General features: G+C 31.8%; 18 protein-coding genes. 3 read left to right on the top strand and 15 right to left on the bottom strand.

The window, feature by feature from the left end; translation table 11 throughout:
- The 4 genes from JAO71_RS03985 to JAO71_RS03970 form a co-directional block, all read right to left on the bottom strand.
- Positions 1-870 carry a nucleoside phosphorylase gene (locus JAO71_RS03985; protein WP_202999036.1) on the bottom strand — a complete coding sequence of 290 codons (870 nt, stop codon included), beginning with the start codon at positions 868-870 and terminating at the stop codon, positions 1-3.
- Complete coding sequence (locus tag JAO71_RS03980; RefSeq protein WP_202999034.1) at positions 870-1799, bottom strand: DUF1835 domain-containing protein; 930 nt, start codon at positions 1797-1799, stop codon at positions 870-872. The genes JAO71_RS03985 and JAO71_RS03980 overlap by 1 nt, the downstream gene beginning before the upstream one ends.
- A 2-nt stretch (positions 1800-1801) precedes the next feature.
- Entirely contained in the window at positions 1802-2128 is a 327-nt protein-coding gene (locus JAO71_RS03975) for a translation initiation factor (protein ID WP_028290045.1), read from the bottom strand.
- A gap of 78 nt (positions 2129-2206) precedes the next feature.
- Positions 2207-3154 (bottom strand): isopenicillin N synthase family dioxygenase, encoded by a 948-nt coding sequence (locus JAO71_RS03970; protein WP_028608013.1) that lies wholly within the window; start codon positions 3152-3154, stop codon positions 2207-2209.
- A gap of 155 nt (positions 3155-3309) precedes the next feature.
- Between JAO71_RS03970 and JAO71_RS03965 the strand changes: the two genes are divergently transcribed.
- On the top strand, positions 3310-5286 hold the full coding sequence (locus JAO71_RS03965; protein WP_202999033.1) for an alpha-ketoacid dehydrogenase subunit alpha/beta: 1977 nt from the start codon (positions 3310-3312) through the stop codon (positions 5284-5286).
- 63 nt (positions 5287-5349) lie between these two features.
- On the top strand, positions 5350-6114 hold the full coding sequence (locus JAO71_RS03960; RefSeq protein WP_202999031.1) for a hypothetical protein: 765 nt from the start codon (positions 5350-5352) through the stop codon (positions 6112-6114).
- On the opposite strand, the gene JAO71_RS03955 is transcribed toward JAO71_RS03960, so the two are convergent.
- The 11 genes from JAO71_RS03955 to JAO71_RS03905 form a co-directional block, all read right to left on the bottom strand.
- Entirely contained in the window at positions 6111-7493 is a 1383-nt protein-coding gene (locus JAO71_RS03955; protein WP_202999029.1) for a TolC family protein, read from the bottom strand. The genes JAO71_RS03960 and JAO71_RS03955 overlap by 4 nt on opposite strands.
- Before the next feature lie 2 nt (positions 7494-7495).
- Positions 7496-8851, bottom strand: a complete 1356-nt coding sequence (locus JAO71_RS03950; RefSeq protein WP_054851031.1) for an HlyD family secretion protein — start codon at positions 8849-8851, stop codon at positions 7496-7498.
- 1 nt (position 8852) lies between these two features.
- Positions 8853-10520, bottom strand: a complete 1668-nt coding sequence (locus tag JAO71_RS03945) for a peptidase domain-containing ABC transporter (RefSeq protein ID WP_202999027.1) — start codon at positions 10518-10520, stop codon at positions 8853-8855.
- Positions 10513-11199 (bottom strand): TetR/AcrR family transcriptional regulator, encoded by a 687-nt coding sequence (locus JAO71_RS03940; protein ID WP_116822796.1) that lies wholly within the window; start codon positions 11197-11199, stop codon positions 10513-10515. Before JAO71_RS03940 ends, JAO71_RS03945 begins: the two co-directional genes overlap by 8 nt.
- A gap of 94 nt (positions 11200-11293) precedes the next feature.
- Entirely contained in the window at positions 11294-12544 is a 1251-nt protein-coding gene (locus JAO71_RS03935) for a mechanosensitive ion channel family protein (RefSeq protein ID WP_116822797.1), read from the bottom strand.
- 73 nt (positions 12545-12617) lie between these two features.
- On the bottom strand, positions 12618-13202 hold the full coding sequence (locus JAO71_RS03930) for a pseudouridine synthase (protein ID WP_202999019.1): 585 nt from the start codon (positions 13200-13202) through the stop codon (positions 12618-12620).
- An 80-nt stretch (positions 13203-13282) separates the two neighbouring features.
- A complete protein-coding gene (locus tag JAO71_RS03925; RefSeq protein ID WP_202999017.1) occupies positions 13283-15583 on the bottom strand; it encodes a type IA DNA topoisomerase in 2301 nt (766 codons plus the stop codon).
- 115 nt (positions 15584-15698) lie between these two features.
- On the bottom strand, positions 15699-16148 hold the full coding sequence (locus tag JAO71_RS03920) for a hypothetical protein (RefSeq protein ID WP_202999015.1): 450 nt from the start codon (positions 16146-16148) through the stop codon (positions 15699-15701).
- Positions 16138-16632, bottom strand: coding sequence for a hypothetical protein (locus JAO71_RS03915; RefSeq protein WP_236011153.1), 495 nt, complete (start codon positions 16630-16632; stop codon positions 16138-16140). The genes JAO71_RS03920 and JAO71_RS03915 overlap by 11 nt, the downstream gene beginning before the upstream one ends.
- Before the next feature lie 429 nt (positions 16633-17061).
- Entirely contained in the window at positions 17062-18636 is a 1575-nt protein-coding gene (locus JAO71_RS03910) for a DUF4139 domain-containing protein (RefSeq protein ID WP_202999013.1), read from the bottom strand.
- Positions 18637-18728: 92 nt separating this feature from the next.
- The gene (locus JAO71_RS03905; RefSeq protein ID WP_202999011.1) at positions 18729-19541 is read right to left on the bottom strand and encodes a DUF1853 family protein; all 813 of its coding nucleotides are present in this window, start codon (positions 19539-19541) and stop codon (positions 18729-18731) included.
- Positions 19542-19650: 109 nt separating this feature from the next.
- Here JAO71_RS03905 and JAO71_RS03900 point away from each other — a divergent pair, with 109 nt between their 5' ends.
- A complete protein-coding gene (locus JAO71_RS03900) occupies positions 19651-21204 on the top strand; it encodes a DEAD/DEAH box helicase (protein WP_054851042.1) in 1554 nt (517 codons plus the stop codon).
- The last annotated feature ends 51 nt before the right edge of the window (positions 21205-21255 follow it).

Genomic DNA, 21255 nt, shown 5'->3' with positions numbered 1-21255 from the left:
TTATTGTACTAATTTATCAAGGGTATATTGTATTAATGTTTCAACCACTTTTTTAGGATCTTTGCTAAATTGACCTGTAGCACGATTGGCTATAATGGCATTCATAGAAACTGCACGATGTCCCAGTAAACCTGCTAAACCATAGATTCCTGCGGTTTCCATTTCAAGGTTTGTAATAGGTTGATTGTTATAATTAAAGGTTGCTAATTTATCGTTTAAGTCATTATCTTGAATAGATAACCTTAAAATACGACCTTGAGGTCCGTAAAATCCGACGTTAGTAGCTGTAAATCCTTTTGTTGTTTGATCAGAGCTTAGTGTAGACATTAAATCTTTATCAGCAGTGACTACATAAGGTTTTGATTTATCTTTTGACCAATTGGTATGCTCTATTAAAGCATCAGACACCACTGTGTGTTGTATGTGTTTACTATTGTAAAAATGAAGTAAACTGTCAAAACCGCAAGCTTTTTCGCTAATTACGAAACTGTCTACAGGAATTTCTTTTTGTATAGATCCTGAGGTTCCTATTCTGATAATGTCTAGTGATTTATGTGTTTTATTGATTGTTCTTGTTTTTAAGTCTATGTTTACTAATGCATCTAGCTCGTTAAAAACAATGTCAATATTATCAGTTCCAATTCCTGTTGATATAACAGTCATACGTTTGCCTTTATACGTACCTGTCTGAGTATGAAACTCTCTTTTATGAGTCGTAAACTCAACCGAGTCAAAGTATTTTGTAACACCTGGTACACGATCTGGATCACCAACAGTTATGATGGTGTCTGCGATGTGTTCTGGCAATAAATTAAGATGGTATACACTACCATCTGGATTTAAAATTAATTCGGAGTCTTGTATAGCCATTAAATGGTTTGTATTAATTTATTTTCTTTTTTATAGTATTGGAAGTCTTTTTTATTGACACCTCCAAAGTAAAAATCTGTATCAATAGATTTAAAAAAGGTCTTTTGGTTTTCAATTGCCAAAAAGCCATCTCTACTAAGGGTTAATGTGTCTTCAGTTTCAGTATAAAAAATAGCCAATCTATCTATCATACGTTGTAACTGTAAGTCACCATAACCATAATAACCTTGGTAATGTAAACAGTAACCCAATAAATGATTTTTAGAAGTTATGTTGTGTTCTTTTATTAAAACTAGAATGTTATACTCTAGGGTATTTAAACCACTTCTGGTATCAGGAAAACGTCTTAAATGTGCTTTTAGGCAGTTGCTTAAGTATTTGAAACTTGAAGGTCTAATAATTAATTCTTTAAAAAGGTTGTGGTCGTTTTCGCAATAAATTCGCCAAGCTTTTTGGGCTGTAGCAATGTTATCTACATTTAATTTAACTTTATTATCGTAATGCTCTAATAATTGTTGTGTGCTTAATTGTGCTAAACCTTTCAAGTCTTTCTCTCCAGCAACACGACCACTACACACTAAATATAGAGGTAACGAAATGCCTTTTTGTTTTATTAAACTAATAACAGCTATTAAATTAATGTGGCAAAATAAATCGTATTCAAACCAAAGCACTATCTCTGTGTATGGACTAACATCGTCTAGTTTAGCAATGTCTTTTTTAGCTAAATCAAGGTCGTAGTCTACATCATAAGTGTGTTCTAAAAACGTTTGTCTTAGTTTAAAAAACTCTGGTGTATCAATGTTTTTAATAGTTGGACCTTCGCATAACATTTCTCTCCAAGTCAGAAAATCTCCAGAAATATTTATTTTTTCTAAAAACGCTGTAAGGCTAGAACCATTGGTAATATGCAGTATATTAGTGTCCATAATTATCCACCAACACGTTTGACATTAAATCCTTTGTCTTTTAGGATAGTCATTATTTGATCACGATAATCGCCTTGGATTATTATTTTATCATCCTTAAAACTACCACCAACACTCAACTTTTGTTTAAGTGATTTTGCTAATAGTTTAAAATCTTCGGTTGCACCTGTATAACCTTCAAGAATAGTTATAGGTTTCCCTTTACGTTTTTCGTATTTGCAAATAATGGGATCGTCCTGCAACCAGATATCGCTTTTAGTGTCTTGTTTTTCAACAGTTTCAGAGACGTGTTCTGGAAAAAGGTTTTTAAGTTGATCTTTTAAATCCATGCTATTAAATGTTTGAAAATAAGTAAAGAGCCTTAATAATTGTTGTATAAACAAATTATTAAGGCCTAATACTAAGTACTATTTTTTTAATCCAAGTTCTCTTAAACGTTCATCTAAAAAAGCTCCAGCAGTTATATCTTCAAACTGTTTAGGATTATTATCGTCAATACAACTATCTAAAACATCCAATTTCATTTCACTAATCGGATGCATGAAAAATGGGATAGAGTAGCGTGAAGTTCCCCAAAGTTCTCTTGGTGGATTGATCACTCTGTGTATGGTTGATTTTAATTTATTGTTGGTATGTCTAGATAACATATCTCCAACATTAATCATTAATTCGTCTGGTTCTGCAATTGCATCAATCCACTCTCCTTTATGATTTTGGACTTGTAATCCACGTCCTTGAGCACCCATTAATAACGTAATTAAGTTAATATCACCATGTGCTGCTGCACGTACTGCATTATCAGGCTCTTGTGTGATTGGAGGATAGTGTATTGGTCTTAAAATAGAGTTTCCGTTATGGATATAATTATCAAAGTAAGTTTCTTCTAAATTTAAATGTAAAGCTAAAGCACGTAACACATATTTAGCAGTTTCTTCTAACTTTTGATATGCTTGTTTACCTACTTGGTTAAACTTAGCTAACTCATTTACAGTAACGTTTTGAGGGTATTCTTTAGCACGTGCTTCATCATCTTCTACGTATTGACCAAAATGCCAAAACTCTTTTAAATCACCTTCTTTTTTTCCTTTCGCACTTTCTTTTCCAAAAGATACATAACCACGTTGACCACCAATGCCTGGAATTTCGTATTTATGCTTTGTTTCTAATGGTAAAGAGAAAAAATTCTTGATTTCTTCATATAAATTATCAACTAATGTTTCGTCAAGTAAATGCCCTTTTAAGGCTACAAAACCTATTTCTTCATAAGCCTTTCCAATGTGATCCACAAATTGTTGTTTTTTAACAGGATCTCCAGATATAAAATCTTTTAAATTAACGCTAGGTATGCTATTCATTTTTATTAAATTATAATACTAATATATACAAATGTAGCGAAAACATTGATAAAATGGTAGTCTTACATTATTTTAATAGCACTCATAATTGTTTATGGCAAAAATTCTATATTTGACAAACACTAACTAAAACAACACCAACTATAAAAACCAAAATGACTTTTGATAAAAAAAACTTAGATAAAGCGACACTTATACAATTGTATAAGCGTATGCTAAAGCCCAGATTAATAGAGGAGAAGATGTTAATTTTACTAAGACAAGGTAAAATTAGTAAATGGTTTTCTGGAATAGGTCAAGAAGCTATATCTGTAGGTGTTACCTCTGCTATGCTTAACGAAGAATACATTTTGCCAATGCATAGAAACTTAGGAGTATTTACTACCAGAGAAATCCCTTTGCATCGTTTATTTTCACAGTGGCAAGGTAAAGCTAACGGATTTACTAAAGGTCGTGATCGAAGTTTTCATTTTGGAACACAAGAGTTTAATATTGTAGGGATGATTAGTCATCTTGGACCACAATTTGGTGTGGCAGATGGTATTGCATTAGCGTCTAAATTAAAAGATAAAAAACAGGTTACTACTGTATTTACAGGAGAAGGTGGTACAAGCGAAGGCGACATTCATGAAGCCTTAAATGTCGCTTCAGTTTGGCAATTACCAGTATTGTTTTGTATTGAAAATAACGGTTACGGATTATCAACTCCAACTAATGAGCAATACAATTGTAAAGATTTAGCAGACAGAGCCTTAGGTTATGGTATGGAAAGCCACATAATTAATGGTAATAACATACTTGAAGTCTATAACACAATGGACCAGTTAGCAAAAAGTGTGCGTGAAAATCCGCGTCCAATTTTAATCGAATTTAAGACCTTTAGAATGCGTGGTCATGAAGAAGCTAGCGGAACAAAATATGTACCTCAAGCATTAATGGATCAGTGGTCTGCAAAAGATCCGATAGACAATTATGAGCAATTTTTAAAGGACGAAGGGCTTTTAACAGCTGGAGAAGTGACTCAATTTAAAGTTGAAATTATTCAAGAAATTAATGATAATTTAGATATCGCTTACGCGGAAAAACCAATCGTTTCAACTGAAACTGTAGAGTTAAATGACGTTTATCAATTATTTGATTATAAGGAAACTAAAGAAAATTCAATTAAAAAAGAACAACGTCTAGTTGATGCTATTGCTGAAGGCTTAAAACAGTCCATGGAAAAACATGACGACTTAATTATAATGGGTCAGGATGTAGCCGAATATGGTGGTGTTTTTAAAATCACAGATGGATTTGTTAAACAGTTTGGAAAAGACCGAGTGCGTAATACACCAATATGTGAATCTGCAATAATCGAGACTGCAATGGGATTAAGTATTGCTGGTTTGAAAAGCGTGGTAGAGCTTCAGTTTAGTGATTTTGTAACTTCAGGTTTTAATCCTGTGGTTAATTATTTAGCAAAATCTCATTACAGATGGAATCAAAATGCAGATGTTGTTTTAAGAATGCCATGTGGAGCAGGAGTAGCAGCAGGACCTTTTCATAGCCAAACTAACGAAGCTTGGTTTACTAAAACACCAGGTTTAAAAGTGGTTTATCCAGCATTTCCTTATGATGCAAAAGGCTTATTAGCAACAGCAATTAATGATCCTAATCCAGTACTGTTTTTCGAGCATAAAGCCTTATATAGAAGTATAAGACAAGATGTGCCTACAGACTATTATACCATACCGTTTGGTCAAGCAGCAACTTTAAAAACAGGAGAGGATATTACGATTATAGCTTATGGTGCTGCTGTGCATTGGGCTTTAAATACCTTAGATAAACATCCAAATATTAATGCAGATCTTATAGATTTAAGATCCTTACAGCCTTTAGACACTGAGACTATTTATAACTCAGTAAAAAAAACAGGTAAAGCTATTATTTTACAAGAAGACTCTTTGTTTGGAGGAATTGCTAGTGATATTTCTGCATTAATTATGGAACATTGTTTCAAGTATTTAGATGCACCTGTAAAGCGTGTAGCAAGTTTAGATACACCAATTCCGTTTATTAATCAACTGGAAGATCAATACTTGTCTAGAGATAAATTTGAAGGTGAATTGTTAAAATTATTACAGTATTAATATTTTTTTAGCATTAAGGTATGGTTTTTGGTTTATTTTCGACAAATATTATAAAGTAATAACATGAAATTTTATATTTCTCTTTTCATTCTACTAACACTATCAACGGTAAGCTTTGCTCAAATTGATAGCGACAACAATGGGTTTGCCATTCCTGCTATTGAGAGTGATGATCCTGAAGATGATCCAGAATTAATTATTGATCCTGCTCCTGAAGCTATAGACGTTAAACCTGATGAGGATAGTAATAACGAAGTTATAGCACCTAAAGAAGTTAAAACAGTAACAAAGCCAAGACCTAAATTTTCAGTGTATGAAGAGGATAATAATTTTAGAAATCCAGCTGAATTGTATGCTGGACAATTAAAACGTCAACTTAAATTTAAAGAAGATGACGAAAAGTCTAACAACGGAAGCTTAGTTAATCAATTTTTAGGAGAATACAAGACTACTGCTAAAGCTGTTAATATTATATACAGAGATCATCAATATCCGGATGGTGATGCAATTAGAGTGTATGTTAATGATGATATTATGGTATCCAGTGTGACACTGACTTCTGGGTTTAATGGTTTATTAATGCCTTTAGATGAGGGTATTAATAAAATAGACTTTCAGGCTTTAAACCAAGGAACTTCAGGTCCTAATACTGCAGAGTTTCAGGTTTTAGATGAGCTAGGTAATGTTATTGCAACTAACCAATGGAATCTTGCTACAGGTGTTAAAGCATCTATAATTGTTGTAAAGGAAAAGGATTCTGGACTTAAACTTAAATCTCAAACAGAAGATAAGTCTGAAGCAGACCCTAATCCTAAAAACGACGATTAATTTGGTACAAGTCCTAAACTATTAAATAGTTTAGCTTTTGTGGCTAATAATTTGTTTTCTAAAGTAATGGCTTTGACTTGCGCTTCTATTAATTTATTTTCTCTGCTATTTATTAAAAAGACTGAGCTTTCTCCAAAACTAAACTTACGTTCTTCTGCTTGTAGCATCGTGTTGTAATCGTTTACAATATCAGTAATCATTTGGTTTTGGATTGTATAAGATTCAAGCTGTTTGGTTAATGCTTTAATTTTATTTTTAATCTGAAGCTTATTATCGGAATAATCAAACTCAGCATCAGAAATCTTAATTTTACTAATTTTTAAATCACCACGTTCTTTTCTTAAAAATAAAGGAAAAGAGACGTTTATTCTAGCTTTGTAATTTCCTGCATTAAAAGAATTTGAAACATCTGGAGTTTCGGTTAAAAAATTATATTCAGCATCAATAACAGGTAGTAATTTGTTAGCTTTTAGTCTTCGGTCAATATTTAAACCGTCTATTTTACTTTGCAATGCAAGTAATTTGGGATGATTGTTATTATCATATTCTAAAGTGTTATTTAAGGCTAATTGGCTATCTATTTCATCATTTAAAATAACAACAGGTTTTATATTGTCTGTAATTTCAACTGGTATGTTCTTTAGCCAAATAAAATTAGAAGCTTCTAATTTGGACTTTAAAAGATCTACTTTAGCTTGTTCTAATTGTAATGCTCTATTTTTTACTATAATTCCAGCTTCCAGGCTATCTATTCCTGCTTTATCACCTGCTATAACACTTGATCTAACACCTTTAAAACGAATGTTAGCGTTGTCTAAAAAACGTTGATATATAGTAGTTTCTTTATGGGCTTGCAACCAATTAAAATAAGCAACTGAAGCATCATAAAGCACTTGGTTTACCATTAAATCGCGTTCTGCTTTAGTTTGTTTTTGATAGATTTTAGCTTTTTTAACATCAGCCATTCGTTGATTAATTAGTAAACCTTGACCTAATGAAAAGCCAATACCTGCACTAAATAAACCGTCATCTGGTACTGTGTATTCTGGGTTTAGATAGTAGCCAGTATTCTCTTCATAATTAGCTTTTAGCTGAATACCATACCAAGTAGGAATTTTAAAAGTAGTTTTTAGACGCTCAAAATATTCGGTATTTTTATAGTCTTTTTCATTAAAAGTCCCTTCAATTTTTGGATCAAAGCTTCCCCTTGCTTTTAAAAGTGTTGCCTCACCAGTGTCTAACTGTAAATTGGCTTGTTTTACTACTGGGTGATTTTGTTTGACATAACTTAAAAACTCAGTGTAACTAAGACTGTCTAATTGTTGTGCTGATACTATTATGGGACACCACAATAAAATATAATAGAATACGTGTTTCATGTTTATTTTTTATCTGCTTTAGTAGTCGCTTTACTGTCTGGCTGATAGTAGTTAGGTGGAAACCCATTTAATTGCCTCCATAACTCATACCAAATTGGGACGTCTTCTAATAAAGCCATTGTTTTTGCTCCAGATCCTACACGGACTGCTGTTGGCCATTTGTGTGCTTTTTGAACAGGAGAAAGTAGGACTCTAAATTTTCCGTTTGGACTTATAAATTGCTCGATTGCTACAACTTTTGCAGCATAAGTACCATAAGATACATTAGGCCAACCGCTAAAAATAATAGCTGGCCAACCATCAAACTGGACTCTAAATTCTTCGCCAACATGTACTAGTGGAAGATCTATTGGTGCTATAAAGGTTTCGATAGCAATGTCATAAGTTGCAGGCATGATTCCTACTAGTTGTTCGCCTTCTTTAAATGTTTCTCCAATTCCTGCTTTTATAGCACGATTGATGTAACCATCTTGTGGTGCTTTTATGTAATACATGTCATTACGCATGGAATAGTTAGTAAAATCGTTTTCCAATTTTGTGACTTGTGCTTCTGCATCAAAACCATTAGATTCTGCAGTAAAACGATCACTTTGTGCTTTTGAAATTTTGTCAGAATACTCAGCACTAATTCTATTTAATTCGACTTTAGCATTAATGATTTCATTTTGAGAGGCTAAGTATTTGTTTTCCTGCGAAATCAATTTAGCTTGAGTCTCTTGAAGTTTAAGACGCTTTTCTTCGACTTCAGTCACTGCTTTTAAGCCTTCTGATTGTAATTGTTGGGTACGGTTTAATTGTGTTTCTGCAATGTTTAAATTGGTTTTAGCTGCTTCAAAATCTATACTATCACTTTTGGCTTTAAGTTTGGATTGTAATAGTTTATTTTCTGCTTGCTTTAATTTTAGACCTCGCTCATTACTTAGTGCTGCTATTTGATTGTTTAATGCTTTAACTTTACCAGTGTAGGATTGAACCGATGAGGTTTTAGCTTTAATTTGCTGACCAGTTCTTTCGACTAAATTAGGGTCAAAATAATCATTTTTAATTTCGGAAATAAACAAAATAGTATCGCCTTTTTTTACAAAATCACCTTCACGTACAAACCACTTCTCAATACGTCCAGGAATAGGTGATTGAATGGTTTGAGGACGTTGGTCTGGTGTTAAGGTAGTGACTGATCCAGAGGCTGTAATATTTTGTGTCCAAGGTAAAAATAATACGATAATACCAATAACTCCTGAGGTGATTAGTAAACGATTAAAATGTTTATAATGCTTTTTGTTAAATGCTTTTTGTACAGAACTAAACCTGCTTATATCAACATTTTTATTGACGCTATTTCTTGAAATATTTAACATATTATTGCGTGTTAATTATTTGACCTTTATCCAAGGTTATGATTCGGTTTAATTTAGTTTTCCAAAGGTGGTTTTGGCTAACTATTACTAATGTCCAAGGGTGTTCTGGTTGACTTAAAAAATCCATTAATTGATTAGCTTCCTGTGTTTCAAATTGATCTAATGGCTCTTTTAGCATTAGTAATTTAGGTTGTTTTACAATACTTCTTGCTAACATAATTTTTTTAGACACTGTAAACGAAATACCTTTTCCTTCAGGATAAATCATAGTGTTTAACCCGTTTGGCATTTGCTTGATAACATCTTTTAGTCCAACATTATTAATAGCCCAATCCAATTGTTTACTTGTAATATCTGTATTACCAAAGGTGATGTTTTCTCTTAATGTACCTTCAAAAGGGGTTTCTTCGGCTAACGTCTGACCAATATTTGCTCGGTAATTATTAATATTAATACTACTTAGGTTTTTGTCATTAACGTAAATACTACCTTTAGTAGGTTTTGTAACACCTGCTATTAGTTTTAAAAGACTAGATTTTCCAGAACCACTTTTACCTTGAATTAAAATGCGATCTTTAGTGTTAATCTGTAATGATAAATTATCAATAATTGGATCTAATCTATCACTAACAGTTAGTGTGACATCGTCTAACTCTATATTAAAATCTATTACAGAATCATCTAATAGAGCTCCGTTTTGTGGTTCAAGATCTTTATCAACTACTTTACCTAATTTTTCAATTGAGGTTAATACGTCATAAAAAGTTTCTAAACCCAAAATTAGTTTTTCAACTGAATTGATTACTAATAATATAATGATTTCGGCAGCTACAAACTGTCCAATATTCATTTGTTGGTTTAATACTAAAGCACCACCAATAATTAGTAAACCAGCAGTTACTAAGACTTTAAATCCAATAAGTTGAATAAACTGAGTGACTAAAATTTTAAAGTGACCTTCTCTAGCTTCAAGATAATCGGTAACTAATTTATCATTTTTATTTAAAGCTAAACTAGTTTTTCCAGATAGTTTAAAACTAACAATTGATCGTGCAATTTCTTGTAACCAATGCGCGACTTTGTATTTGTGGTTAGACTCGTCTATGCTAGTTTTTAAACCTTTTTCGGCAGTAAACTTAAACACCACATATATTAAAATGATTAATAATGCACCATAAATTATAAAAAACGGATGGTAAAATGAAAGTAGTAAAAGTCCAAATATAATTTGTAAAACTGCTGCAGGAAAATCAATCAAAACCTTTGCAATACCTTTTTGAACATTTATAGTATCAAAAAACCTATTGGCTAATTCTGGAGGATAATAACCGTTAAGTTCGCTCATTTTCATTTTAGGAAAACGATAAGCAAACTCAAAAGAAGCTCTTGTAAATATCTTTTGCTGTATGTTTTCAATAATTCTAATTTGCATAAGCTGTAAAACACCTACAAAAATAACTCCTAAGGTAACCAATATAACCAATACAATCCATGATGTACTGACTTGTGCAGCTTGTAAAAGGTTAATTATAGCCTGAATACCTAATGGTAAAGATAGGTTGACTAATCCTGCAAAAATGGCATAAAAAAACACCTGTTTTACATCTTTACGGTCTAGTTTTAATAATGCAATAAAACGTTGCCAAGCAGTTAGTATTTTTTTACTCATGTGTCGAAATGTTTAAACTTTTAAAAACTAAATCTTTAAAATAATTAGTAGGTGATTCTTCAGGTTTTAAATCTGAAATGGTAGTAAAATGATCTTTTAAAAAGTGCTGATGTAAGGCACCATCAATAACTGTACTTGCAAGACTAAAGGCGTAAGTATAATTAGCATCTACAGCTAAAATCATATCATGTAAACGGGTAACTAAACGCTTATAAACTTTAAAATAACCATCTTTGTTTTCTTCATCAACCTCTTTGGTTAAGTATGATTTTGAATATTCGTTTATGACAATTTGTTTTAAAAGAACTTCGTTAATATGTGAAAAATCAGAGTCAATTACAGTATTCCTAGTTAAGATGACTATAGCCTTTTCAATCTTTTGAATAGGGTTTTCAATACTATTAGTTGTAAAAACCAATTGATATTCAAGCCATGTCCAATACCATGATGTTAGATAAATTAAGACATTATGCTTACTTTCAAAATAACGATAAATGCTACTTTCGTTAGAGCCTATTTTTGCACCTAACTTTTTAAATGTGAAAGCATCAAAACCTAATTCATCAATAAGCAAGATGCTATTTTCTACAATACGCTTACCTAAAGCTGAAGATTCAGGGTCTTTCAGGTAGATTTTTTCGTTAATGTTAATTTTTAAATTTGAAAGTAGTGACTGCATAACAATTAATTTGAATGCAAATATAATAGTAATACTATCATAAATGAAATCAAATTAACTAATCATTAACTTTTCTATTGATTATTAGTGTGTTTTAAGACTTTAAAAAAGACGTGTCGTTGGGCAATTCAAACAACTCAAGATCAAAATAAGGGACTGCAGCTAAAAAATGATCAAATAAATCACTCATAACATACTCATAACTTTCCCAACGTTTGTCTTTGCTAAAACAATAGATCTCTAAAGGTATGCCTTGTGCAGTAGGTTGAAGTTGCCTAGCCATTAACAACATGTTATTATTTATGGCAGAATGTTGTTGTAAATAGGTTTGTATAAATTTACGGAAGACACCAATGTTTGTTAAATTACGTCCATTAATTAAAACAGATTTGTCTATGGTATGTGATTGATTAAAATTGTTAATTTTATCTTGCATAGTGTTTAAATACGTTGATATAATTTCAATGTTTTTTAACCTTTCAATATCTTCTCCATTTAAATATTTAATACTAGTTTGCTTAATTAACATGTGTCGTTTAATACGTCTACCATCCGAATTGGTCATACCTCTCCAGTTTTTAAACGAATCTGAAATTAAGGCATAGGTTGGTATAGTAGTAATGGTGTTATCAAAGTTTTGCACTTTTACAGTCGCTAAATTAATTTCAATAACATCACCATCAGCACCAAATTTTTCAAATGTAATCCAATCTCCAATACGTACCATGTCGTTAATAGAGACTTGTATACTTGCTACAAAACCTAAAATGGTATCCTTGAAAATCAATAAAATAATAGCAGTTGCAGCACCAAAACCTGTTAAAAACTTCCATAAAGAGTCACCACCAACGATAACACCCAAAGCCATAACAACACCAAAAAACCAAGCAAAAATCATAAAGACTTGGATATAGCTATCTATAGGTTTATCTCTAAATCTTGGTAATGTTTTAAAATAGTTTTTTAAAGTATTTAATAAGCTTCTTGCAATCCATAATCCTAAAATTATACCAGCTATTTGTATGGATTTTTGAAAAAGTAAGTGTAGATTATTAAAATCCTTAAATACAATAGGGATACTTTTTAAAGCAATATATAAAGCAGGTATGTGTGCAACATTTCTTGGAACGCGATTTGAAATTAATAAATCATCAAAATTAGACTTAGTCCTAGAGGCTATTCTTGCAGATATTAAACGTAAAACCTTTCTAACTAAGACATCTATTAAAAAAATAAATAAAGCAACCAAAATAAGTAAAACCGTCATGTTTAAGTATTTTGACGTGATTGCAGTAAGGCCTAAATCTCTAAAATGGTCGTAAAAAAAATGTGCGTATTTAATCATTTGTAAAGTGTAATTATGCTACAAAAGTAAAGGGTTTAAAACGATTACAATAGTATTAAAAACTAAAGATACGTTAAAGTAATTGGTTTGGATTAGCAATAGGTAATATAGCTCCTGGTTGTAGGTTGTCAAGCGTGATGTTTCCAATTCTAACACGTACTAATCTTAAAGTTGGACAACCCACAGCACTAGTCATTTTACGGACTTGTCTAAACTTACCTTCTGTTAAAGTTACCGAAATCCATGTGGTTGGACCATGTCTTGCATCTCTTATTTTTTGAGACCGTTCTGGTAATATTGGTGTATTCTTTAACTTCAAAACAGTACAGGGTTTGGTTTGGTATTTTTTACCATTAAAACCAATCTCGACGCCATTGCATAAATCTTGTATCGCTTTCGCGGAAATCTCGCCATCCACCAAAGCATAGTATTCTTTTTCAATACCAGACTGGTTAACATGATCACTTAATTTGCCATCAGTTGTTAACAACAGTAAACCTTCACTTTTTTCGTCTAAGCGACCAATTGGCATAGTACCTTCTGGAAAAGTACCTAGCTCGCTTAAAAAATGTTTACGTTGTTCTTTTTTAGCGTTACTAGAAAACTGACTTAACATTTTGTAAGGCTTATAGATTTTAAAATGTTTGTGGTCTTTCAATGTAGTAATGTTATTATCAATTCTAGTTAAGTCATTTTAGTAATCAAAATCACTTTAAGTAAAATGCTTAAAGAATCAGCTTAATTCGCATTTAAAATCTGGAATACTAAAGCCTTAGTTAAGGGTTGTCCATTGGCTTTTTCGCGAATCAGATCATAACTAAATCTAAAATCGCAGCCTGTTTTATATGCACTACAACCATAGGCTGTTTTTCCTTTTATTATGGTGCCTTGTTTACATTTAGGACAAGTTTTTTCGTCAGAATCAGCTGTGGTTTGAGAGGCTTTTTTATGCTTTGGTTCCAATTTCAACTTAAAATCATCATCAAACCGAAGTAAGCCTTCTACTGAAACACCTTCAATTTTAAACCCTTTCAAATTTACAGTTGAGCCTTTATCCAATAAACGTTTGTATTGGTTTTCTGAAATCTTTTTTCCACCAAAATCAAACGGTAATACAAAATCACAGGTTTTACCGTAAGCACTACAACCATAAGCCGATTTTCCTTTTAAAATTTGTCCAGTTTTACATTTAGGACAGGCTTTACCAACAATCCCTTTTGTAGTTGTTTTAGTCTTTTTAGTTTTGGCTTTACCTGTTTTATTATTGGTGTAGCTAATTTTGGCTTCAACTTTTTCGGTGCGTACTTCGTAGACCAATTGATCTACCATTCTTTTCATGTTGTTTATAAACGCTGAAGCAGAATATTCGCCTTTTTCAATGTCTTTTAATTGCTTTTCCCAAAGACCAGTTAACTCAGCAGATTTAAGTAAATCATTTTTTATAATATCAATCAGCTGAATACCTGTAACCGTTGGTAACACCTGTTTTTTATTACGTTTAATGTATTTTCGCCTAAATAGTGTTTCAATAATATTGGCTCTTGTAGAGGGTCTACCAATACCATTTTCTTTCATTAAATCACGTAACTCATCATCATCAACTTGTTTTCCTGCGGTTTCCATAGCACGTAGGAGAGAGGCTTCAGTAAATTGATTAGGTGGCTTGGTTTGCTTTTCTAAAAAACTAGGAGTGTGTGGACCTTTTTCACCTTTAACAAAAGTAGGTAAAGTACCAGCTTCTCGTGTTGGGCTATCTTTGGTTTCAAAAACAACACGCCAGCCTTTATCTAAAATTTCTTTTCCTGTTGTTTTAAAGTTGACGCTTTCGGCTTTACCTATAACTGTGGTATTTGAGACCTTACATTCGTCATAAAAAACAGCTATAAATCGTCTGGTAATAATATCATAGACTTGTTGCTGATTATATTGTAAATTACTTTGTACTCCAGTCGGGATAATAGCATGGTGATCTGTAACTTTAGCATCATCAAAAACTTTTTTAGATTTCTTGATTTTTTTAGCTAAAACAGGAGCTGTTAAACTAGCATATTGTGTCAGGTTTTTTAAAATACCTGGAACTTTAGGGTAAATATCATTAGGTAAAAATGTAGTATCAACTCTTGGATAAGTCACAACTTTCATTTCATATAACTTCTGTACTATTTTTAGAGTTTCGTCTGCCGAAAACCCAAACTTGGTATTACAATATACTTGCAGTCCAGTTAGGTCAAATAGTTTTGGAGCATACTCATTACCTTTCTTTTTGGTAATAGAGACAATTTCAAAATCATGAGCTTTAACAATATTGGCTAACTTTTCGCCATCTTCCATTTTTAAAAAACGTCCCTCTTCATAACTAAATAAAGTGTCACGATACAAGGTTTGTAGTTCCCAATAGGGTTGTGGTTTAAAGTGTTCTATTTCTTTCCAACGGTTGACAACCATGGCTAAGGTTGGTGTTTGCACACGACCAACACTTAAAACCTGTTTGTAACCACCATGTTTTACAGTATATAAACGTGTGGCATTCATACCCAAAAGCCAATCGCCAATAGCTCTAGAAAATCCAGCGTAATATAGGTTATCGTATTTTTTACTTGGTTCTAATTTTTCAAATCCTTCTTTAATAGCTTCGGTTGTTAGAGAGCTAATCCATAAACGTTGGACTTCACCTTTATAATTGGCTTGGTCTAAAACCCAACGTTGTATTAATTCTCCTTCTGTTCCTGCATCACCACAGTTTATAACAACATCAGCACTATCAAATAGACGCTTTACAATTTTAAATTGTTTCTGAATACCAGAATCTTTGGTGACCTTGGTTTCAAATTTATCAGGTAACATGGGTAAGTTGTTTAAATCCCAACTTTTCCAATACGGTTTATAATCATTTGGTTCTTTTAATGTACATAAATGACCAAAAGTGTAAGTTACCGCATATCCATTACCTTCAAAATAACCATCACGTTTAGTTTTGGCTCCTAATACTTGGGCTATTTCTCTAGCAACACTCGGTTTTTCGGCAATACAGACTTTCAAAAGCTTATAAAAATTTAGACTTGCAAAGTAAATCAATTACTTAAATTATTAAAAGGGTTTTGTCAGTAGTTATTAACTAGAGTATAAAATAGAGCAGGATGTGGTATTGTAAAAACTACGATTTATACTTAAACACTTTATTTTTAATGCTTTGTAGACGTTTTAAAACTGGGCTATGGCGTGAAAAAATATGATTTAAAGCAAGTGTAGAGAGTAAAGCTATAAATGCTAAAGTCCCTAAAGCACCTCCATACCCATTAAAAAAACGACTTTTATTGATGTAAACAAGACTAAATAAAACACCTGCAACTGCTAATAAAAGATAATTGTTACGACCTTTAGGTGAGGCCATACCAATAAATGTTGCTCCAATAAAAACGACAGGAATACTTTTGGTTAAATACACATTTAAAACGTCTGGAAAAACATAAAAAAACAAACCAACAAGTAAAGCTAGTAAAGATGAGGCTCTAACAGCGCCTTGGTTTAAAGACTCACTAATATAAAATGTAAGTATGGCACCTATCATACTTGTTACAATAATGATAATGCTATTAATAAACATATAACCAATGGATTAATGAAACAATAATGACACCAGCAAAAGCTAAAGCACCAAGTTTACCACCAATACCTAAAAACAAGTTTTTAGAGGGCATATATAATAATCCTGTAATAACACCTGCTGCAATTACAAAACCCATTGAGGGTGTAATTTGCACACTTGACATACCAACAAAAGCTCCACAATATATTACCGTTGGTAATTGTTTTAAATAATTAGATTGACTATTAAGTGCTGGTAAAAACGAGGCTAAAAATCCAACAATACCAGCAGCTAAGACACTACCTAAACCAAAGACAATATTTAAAATATAACATAAAATGGCACCAATCGGTACCCAAATAGCTACGGATATTCGTTCGTATTCGTAGGTCTCATGATGTAAATCTAAATAGCGATATCCAAAATAAACAGCAAAAATAATACATACAATAGCCACTACAACCATAAAATTATGCTCTGCATAATGCTCTTTTATAATCATAGCCAAAAAAAAGGACTGAATAATTAAAAGCAGGATAACGATAAAACGTCGGATGTTTTTATGAGTTTTCACTTAAAAAAAAGTCGAGTAATTTAGTTTATATATAACGTAAAACTAGTGTTATTTTATAAAATACAGACATTATATAATGAATATAACCAAGCAACAAAAAAATATTTTGTCAGGTTTCTATCTAGTAAAATAATCTAAGTTTTTACTAAATTTAAGCATTAAGTCAACGGTTCATCGATTCCAGTAAATCCAGTGTTTATTCAACTGTAATTTTAAGTCTCGTTAAGGTTTGTTTTGTGATACTTGATCAAATTCGAAGGAAGTTATTTTTTTTCAATAAAATCAAATAATAAAACGTGAAAAAAGGCAATCCTAAATACAGATTGCCTTTCTTAACTTTTTCAATTTAAAATAGATTTATTTTAACCCATAAACACTCTGGCTTTTTGGGTATTTAACAGTGTATCTAAAGGTTTCAATAATTGTTTCTCTAGGTTTTAAGTCTAATGTCCATAGTAATTTACCGATATTTTCTGTGTACTCTGCATTTTGACTACTATCTAAAGTTACTAATACATCTTTGTTTTGTGACACAGGAATTTGATCTAAAATTTCAATTGTAATTGGTGTTCCTTTTTTATTTCTAACAACAATCTCATATCCAAACGTTTCTTTTTTATTGCTACCAATAAACTTAGATGACGTATATTTTTTTACAGGAATACGCTCTACCACAATGCTGTTATCGCGTCCCATAGATATAAATAATTCTTTTGCAGTGACTTCCGGATTAATATGAGATGTACCAACAAAAGCGCCTTCAAAAAAGATGTTTGCTTGTCCTGCAATTAGGTTATATTGACTCCAATCTGTTATTTTAGCAAGTAAAAAAGCACCACTATCTAACTTTGGAACAGTATGATAGATGTAGTCTGTTTTTAAATTAAAAGTTTGTAAAGCCACCAAGTTTTCTTTACCATCACTTGTAATTGAGCGTTTTGTTAAAATATCAAAATCTACTGTTAATTGGTTTTCTGATATGCTTGAAGGATTATCATATCTAGCGTCTTGTGTATAGGCCATATTACTTACAGAAACTTCCTCTAATGCAACTTCTTGAAGCCTTTTTAATTGCTGCTGATAAATGTTTGCATACAATGGACTTAAAATTGGTCTGTTGTTATTTTGTGACGGATTACCAGTACTAATTGTTAAGTCTACATTATTCCAATCTAACCCTGTGTTTTGGTAGATTGCAGCTTTATATGTTAGCGCTACATCCTGGGTAATACTTTTAGATCTTAAATCGTATAATGGACTCCAACCTACATTACCAACCACATATTTGCAATCAATAGTAATATTACCAGCTGCTTTTGAGTCTATTTGTAATACAATGTTTCCACTGGGTTTATTAAATTTAGCATTAAGCTCGTTTAATTGCTGGTTTAGCTTTGTAACTTTTTCTTGGATAGGTTTTTCCTTTTTATCTAAAGCTATAATTTTCTTTTTTATCTCTAAGTATTTAGCTTGATAAATGTCACTTAATTCTATAACCTGTTGTGGTGTAAAACCAGAATTACCATGCCCTAAATCTTGATTTTTATTAAGTATTTGCTCAATGCCTAACAAACTATTTCTTTGGTGTGACAACCAGATTAAATCATCATTTAATAGTTCTAACTGCTCTTTTAAAGCTTCAACGCCTTTGTTATTAACTTTAGAAACTAGATAGTTTTTTTCATATTTAGCAGAGACCAAAATAGTATTAGAGTTGTTAAATTGTACTTGTAAACTAGATGGATTTATGGATGTAGAAACACCTGTTAATACAATTTCTTGCGATCCAGTTTTTGTTACAAATGTGGCTTCTCTTGTAATTTCAGCATTACTTTTAAAGACTTTTACAGCTTTGATTTTAGAATCAATTGCTGTTTGAGAAAATACAGTAATACCTGTGAAGAGTAGCAGTAGACTAAATAGTTTGTTCATATATTTTTTTTCACGAAGTTATAATAATAAGTTGTTGTAAAAAGTAATAATGAGTAAACCAAACCTTTGATTGAGGGAAGTTATGGTTTTAATTAGCGAGCCACAATAAAACATTTTGTGAGATTTCCATTCGGGAATTTTAGCCACAACATAGGTGCATACTGCTCAGATCGATATACCTCTAATTTAGGTATGACTTGGGTGTAACTCTGCCAGTCTACGTTGGTATGAACATCTACTAACCAATCTATTTTTTTAGGAATATAAAACTTACAAGTCTTAAAGGTGTCCAATTGGTTATAATTAAAATAAAAACCATAAACACAAGCGTTATTTAATGTTTTAAACGTAATGTTCTGACCATACGGAATAAACAGTTGTGCTTTAAAGTAGATCTGTTGTTTTATTTTTTTAGTATCAATTTTTAAATCTTCTAAATAAGGTTTAGTAACCGGTTTATGTAATAACGGAAGTTGTTTGGATTTCAACTTGTGTAGTTTTTCATTCAAACTATCACGACGCATAGGACCGATTAGTCCATCTAGTTCTGATGCACCCAAAGTAGCATCATAGAGATAAAACTTAAACTGAATTTCTAAATGATAAACTTGCGTTTTATACGTATACAAACAGTCTAATTCACCAACAGTTAAGTTAGCATTTTCCTGAATTTGAATGTTTTTAGCTAAAACAGCAGTAGAGTCAAAACGAATAAGTTCTTCAAAAACAAAGTGTTCTACAAGTAATCCAAGACGGATATTTGTTCTTACATCACTATTGAAAACAAAATTAGTATCTAGCTGTTTTGCAAATACTTGCAATCCTTTAATTGAAGTTTTAAATAAATGCGGAGTATTAAAAAATCCCGAAAACTGAGCTTGAATTTGTGTGCTGTTTTGTACCATATTATAATTGTAAAAATAGACATTATAATTTTTTTTTCAGATTATTTGTCATAACCCTTTAATTCGTTGTATTTTTGCACATCTCAAAATTTAAAATTACTATTAATTAATGTCTGTGAAAACTATAGAATTACAAGAACGCAAAGAAGGAAAAAGTCTTTATAGCTACCAAAAAGGTGCTATTGATAAGATTTTTAAATGTTTTGAAGAAGCTCCAGAAGATTACCATCTATTATACCAACTACCAACAGGTGGTGGTAAAACAGTGATTTTCTCTGAAATTGTAAGACAATATTTAAAAACTCACAAAAAGCAAGTGTTAGTAATGACACACCGTATAGAGCTTTGTAAACAAACGTCAAGAATGTTATCAGAGTTTGGTGTATCTAATAAGATTGTAGATAGTAAAGCAGATCTTTCCGATCAACACGAGTTTAACTGTTTCGTGGCAATGGTAGAGACGCTTAACAACAGATTAAACGATAATAAACTAGACATTTCGGACATTGGTTTAGTAATTATTGATGAGGCGCACTACAACAGTTTTACTAAGCTTTTTAAGTTTTTTGAAAAATCATTCATACTTGGGGTAACAGCAACGCCTTTAAGTAGTAATATTAACCTTCCAATGAAGGATAATTATAACGAGCTTATTGTTGGTGAAACTATTCAATCATTAATTGAAAACGAATTTTTAGCTCGTGCTGAAGTGTATAGCTATAATGTAGGTTTAACCTCATTAGTAGTTGGTGCTAACGGAGATTATACAGTAAAATCTTCTGAAGATTTATATACCAATACAGACATGCTAACTAAGCTTATTCAAGCTTATGAAGAGCGTTGTAAAGGTAAAAAAACCCTAATCTTTAACAATGGTATTAATACGTCATTACACGTGTATGATACCTTTAGAAGAGCAGGTTATCCGGTCGCACACCTAGACAATAACAATACTAAAAAAGAACGTAAAGAAATCTTAAGATGGTTTAAAGAAACGCCTGATGCTATTTTAACCTCTGTTAGTATCTTAACAACTGGTTTTGATGAGCCTACAGTCGAGTGTATCATGCTTAACAGAGCCACAAAATCTTTGACCTTATACTACCAAATGATTGGTCGTGGATCGCGTATTTTAAAAGATAAAAGCGGATTTACAGTAATCGATTTAGGAAACAACCTACACCGTTTTGGTCCATGGGGAAGTGACTTAGATTGGCATAAAATTTTCCGTTCTCCAAATTATTATTTAGATGGAATTTTAAGTGATGAAGAGCTTGAAAACAATTTTAGATATGAAATGCCAGACGAGTTGCGTGAGCAATTTAAAAAGTCGGAACAAGTCTATTTTGATATCAAAAAATGTTACATAGACAGTATCAGAGCAGGAGAGAGCTCTAAAGTTGTATTAGAACGCTCTATACAACACCACGCACACATTTGTACAGAAAATAGCGAAGACCTTTGGGATGCTTTAGCTTTAGCTAAATTATTAGGGGACGATATAGATTACCGTATCTCTCGTTATACTAAGTGCATTAGTAAAAGTACTTACAATTTCGTAGAGTGGCTAAAAGAGGATTATCGTAAAAAATTAAATTCGTATTTAAGATCTAATTTTGACGAGATTTTTGAAGAAATAAACGGGTTTCCACCTGAGGAATAATAAATTAAATAAGTACTAGTATCCAGTCGCAGTTTGCAGTTGCTTACTTTT

The organism is Olleya sediminilitoris, from assembly GCF_016785945.1.
Taxonomy (GTDB): domain Bacteria; phylum Bacteroidota; class Bacteroidia; order Flavobacteriales; family Flavobacteriaceae; genus Olleya; species Olleya sediminilitoris.
Note: the sequence above shows the minus strand (reverse complement) of the source record. Positions and strands in the feature narration are given on the sequence as shown.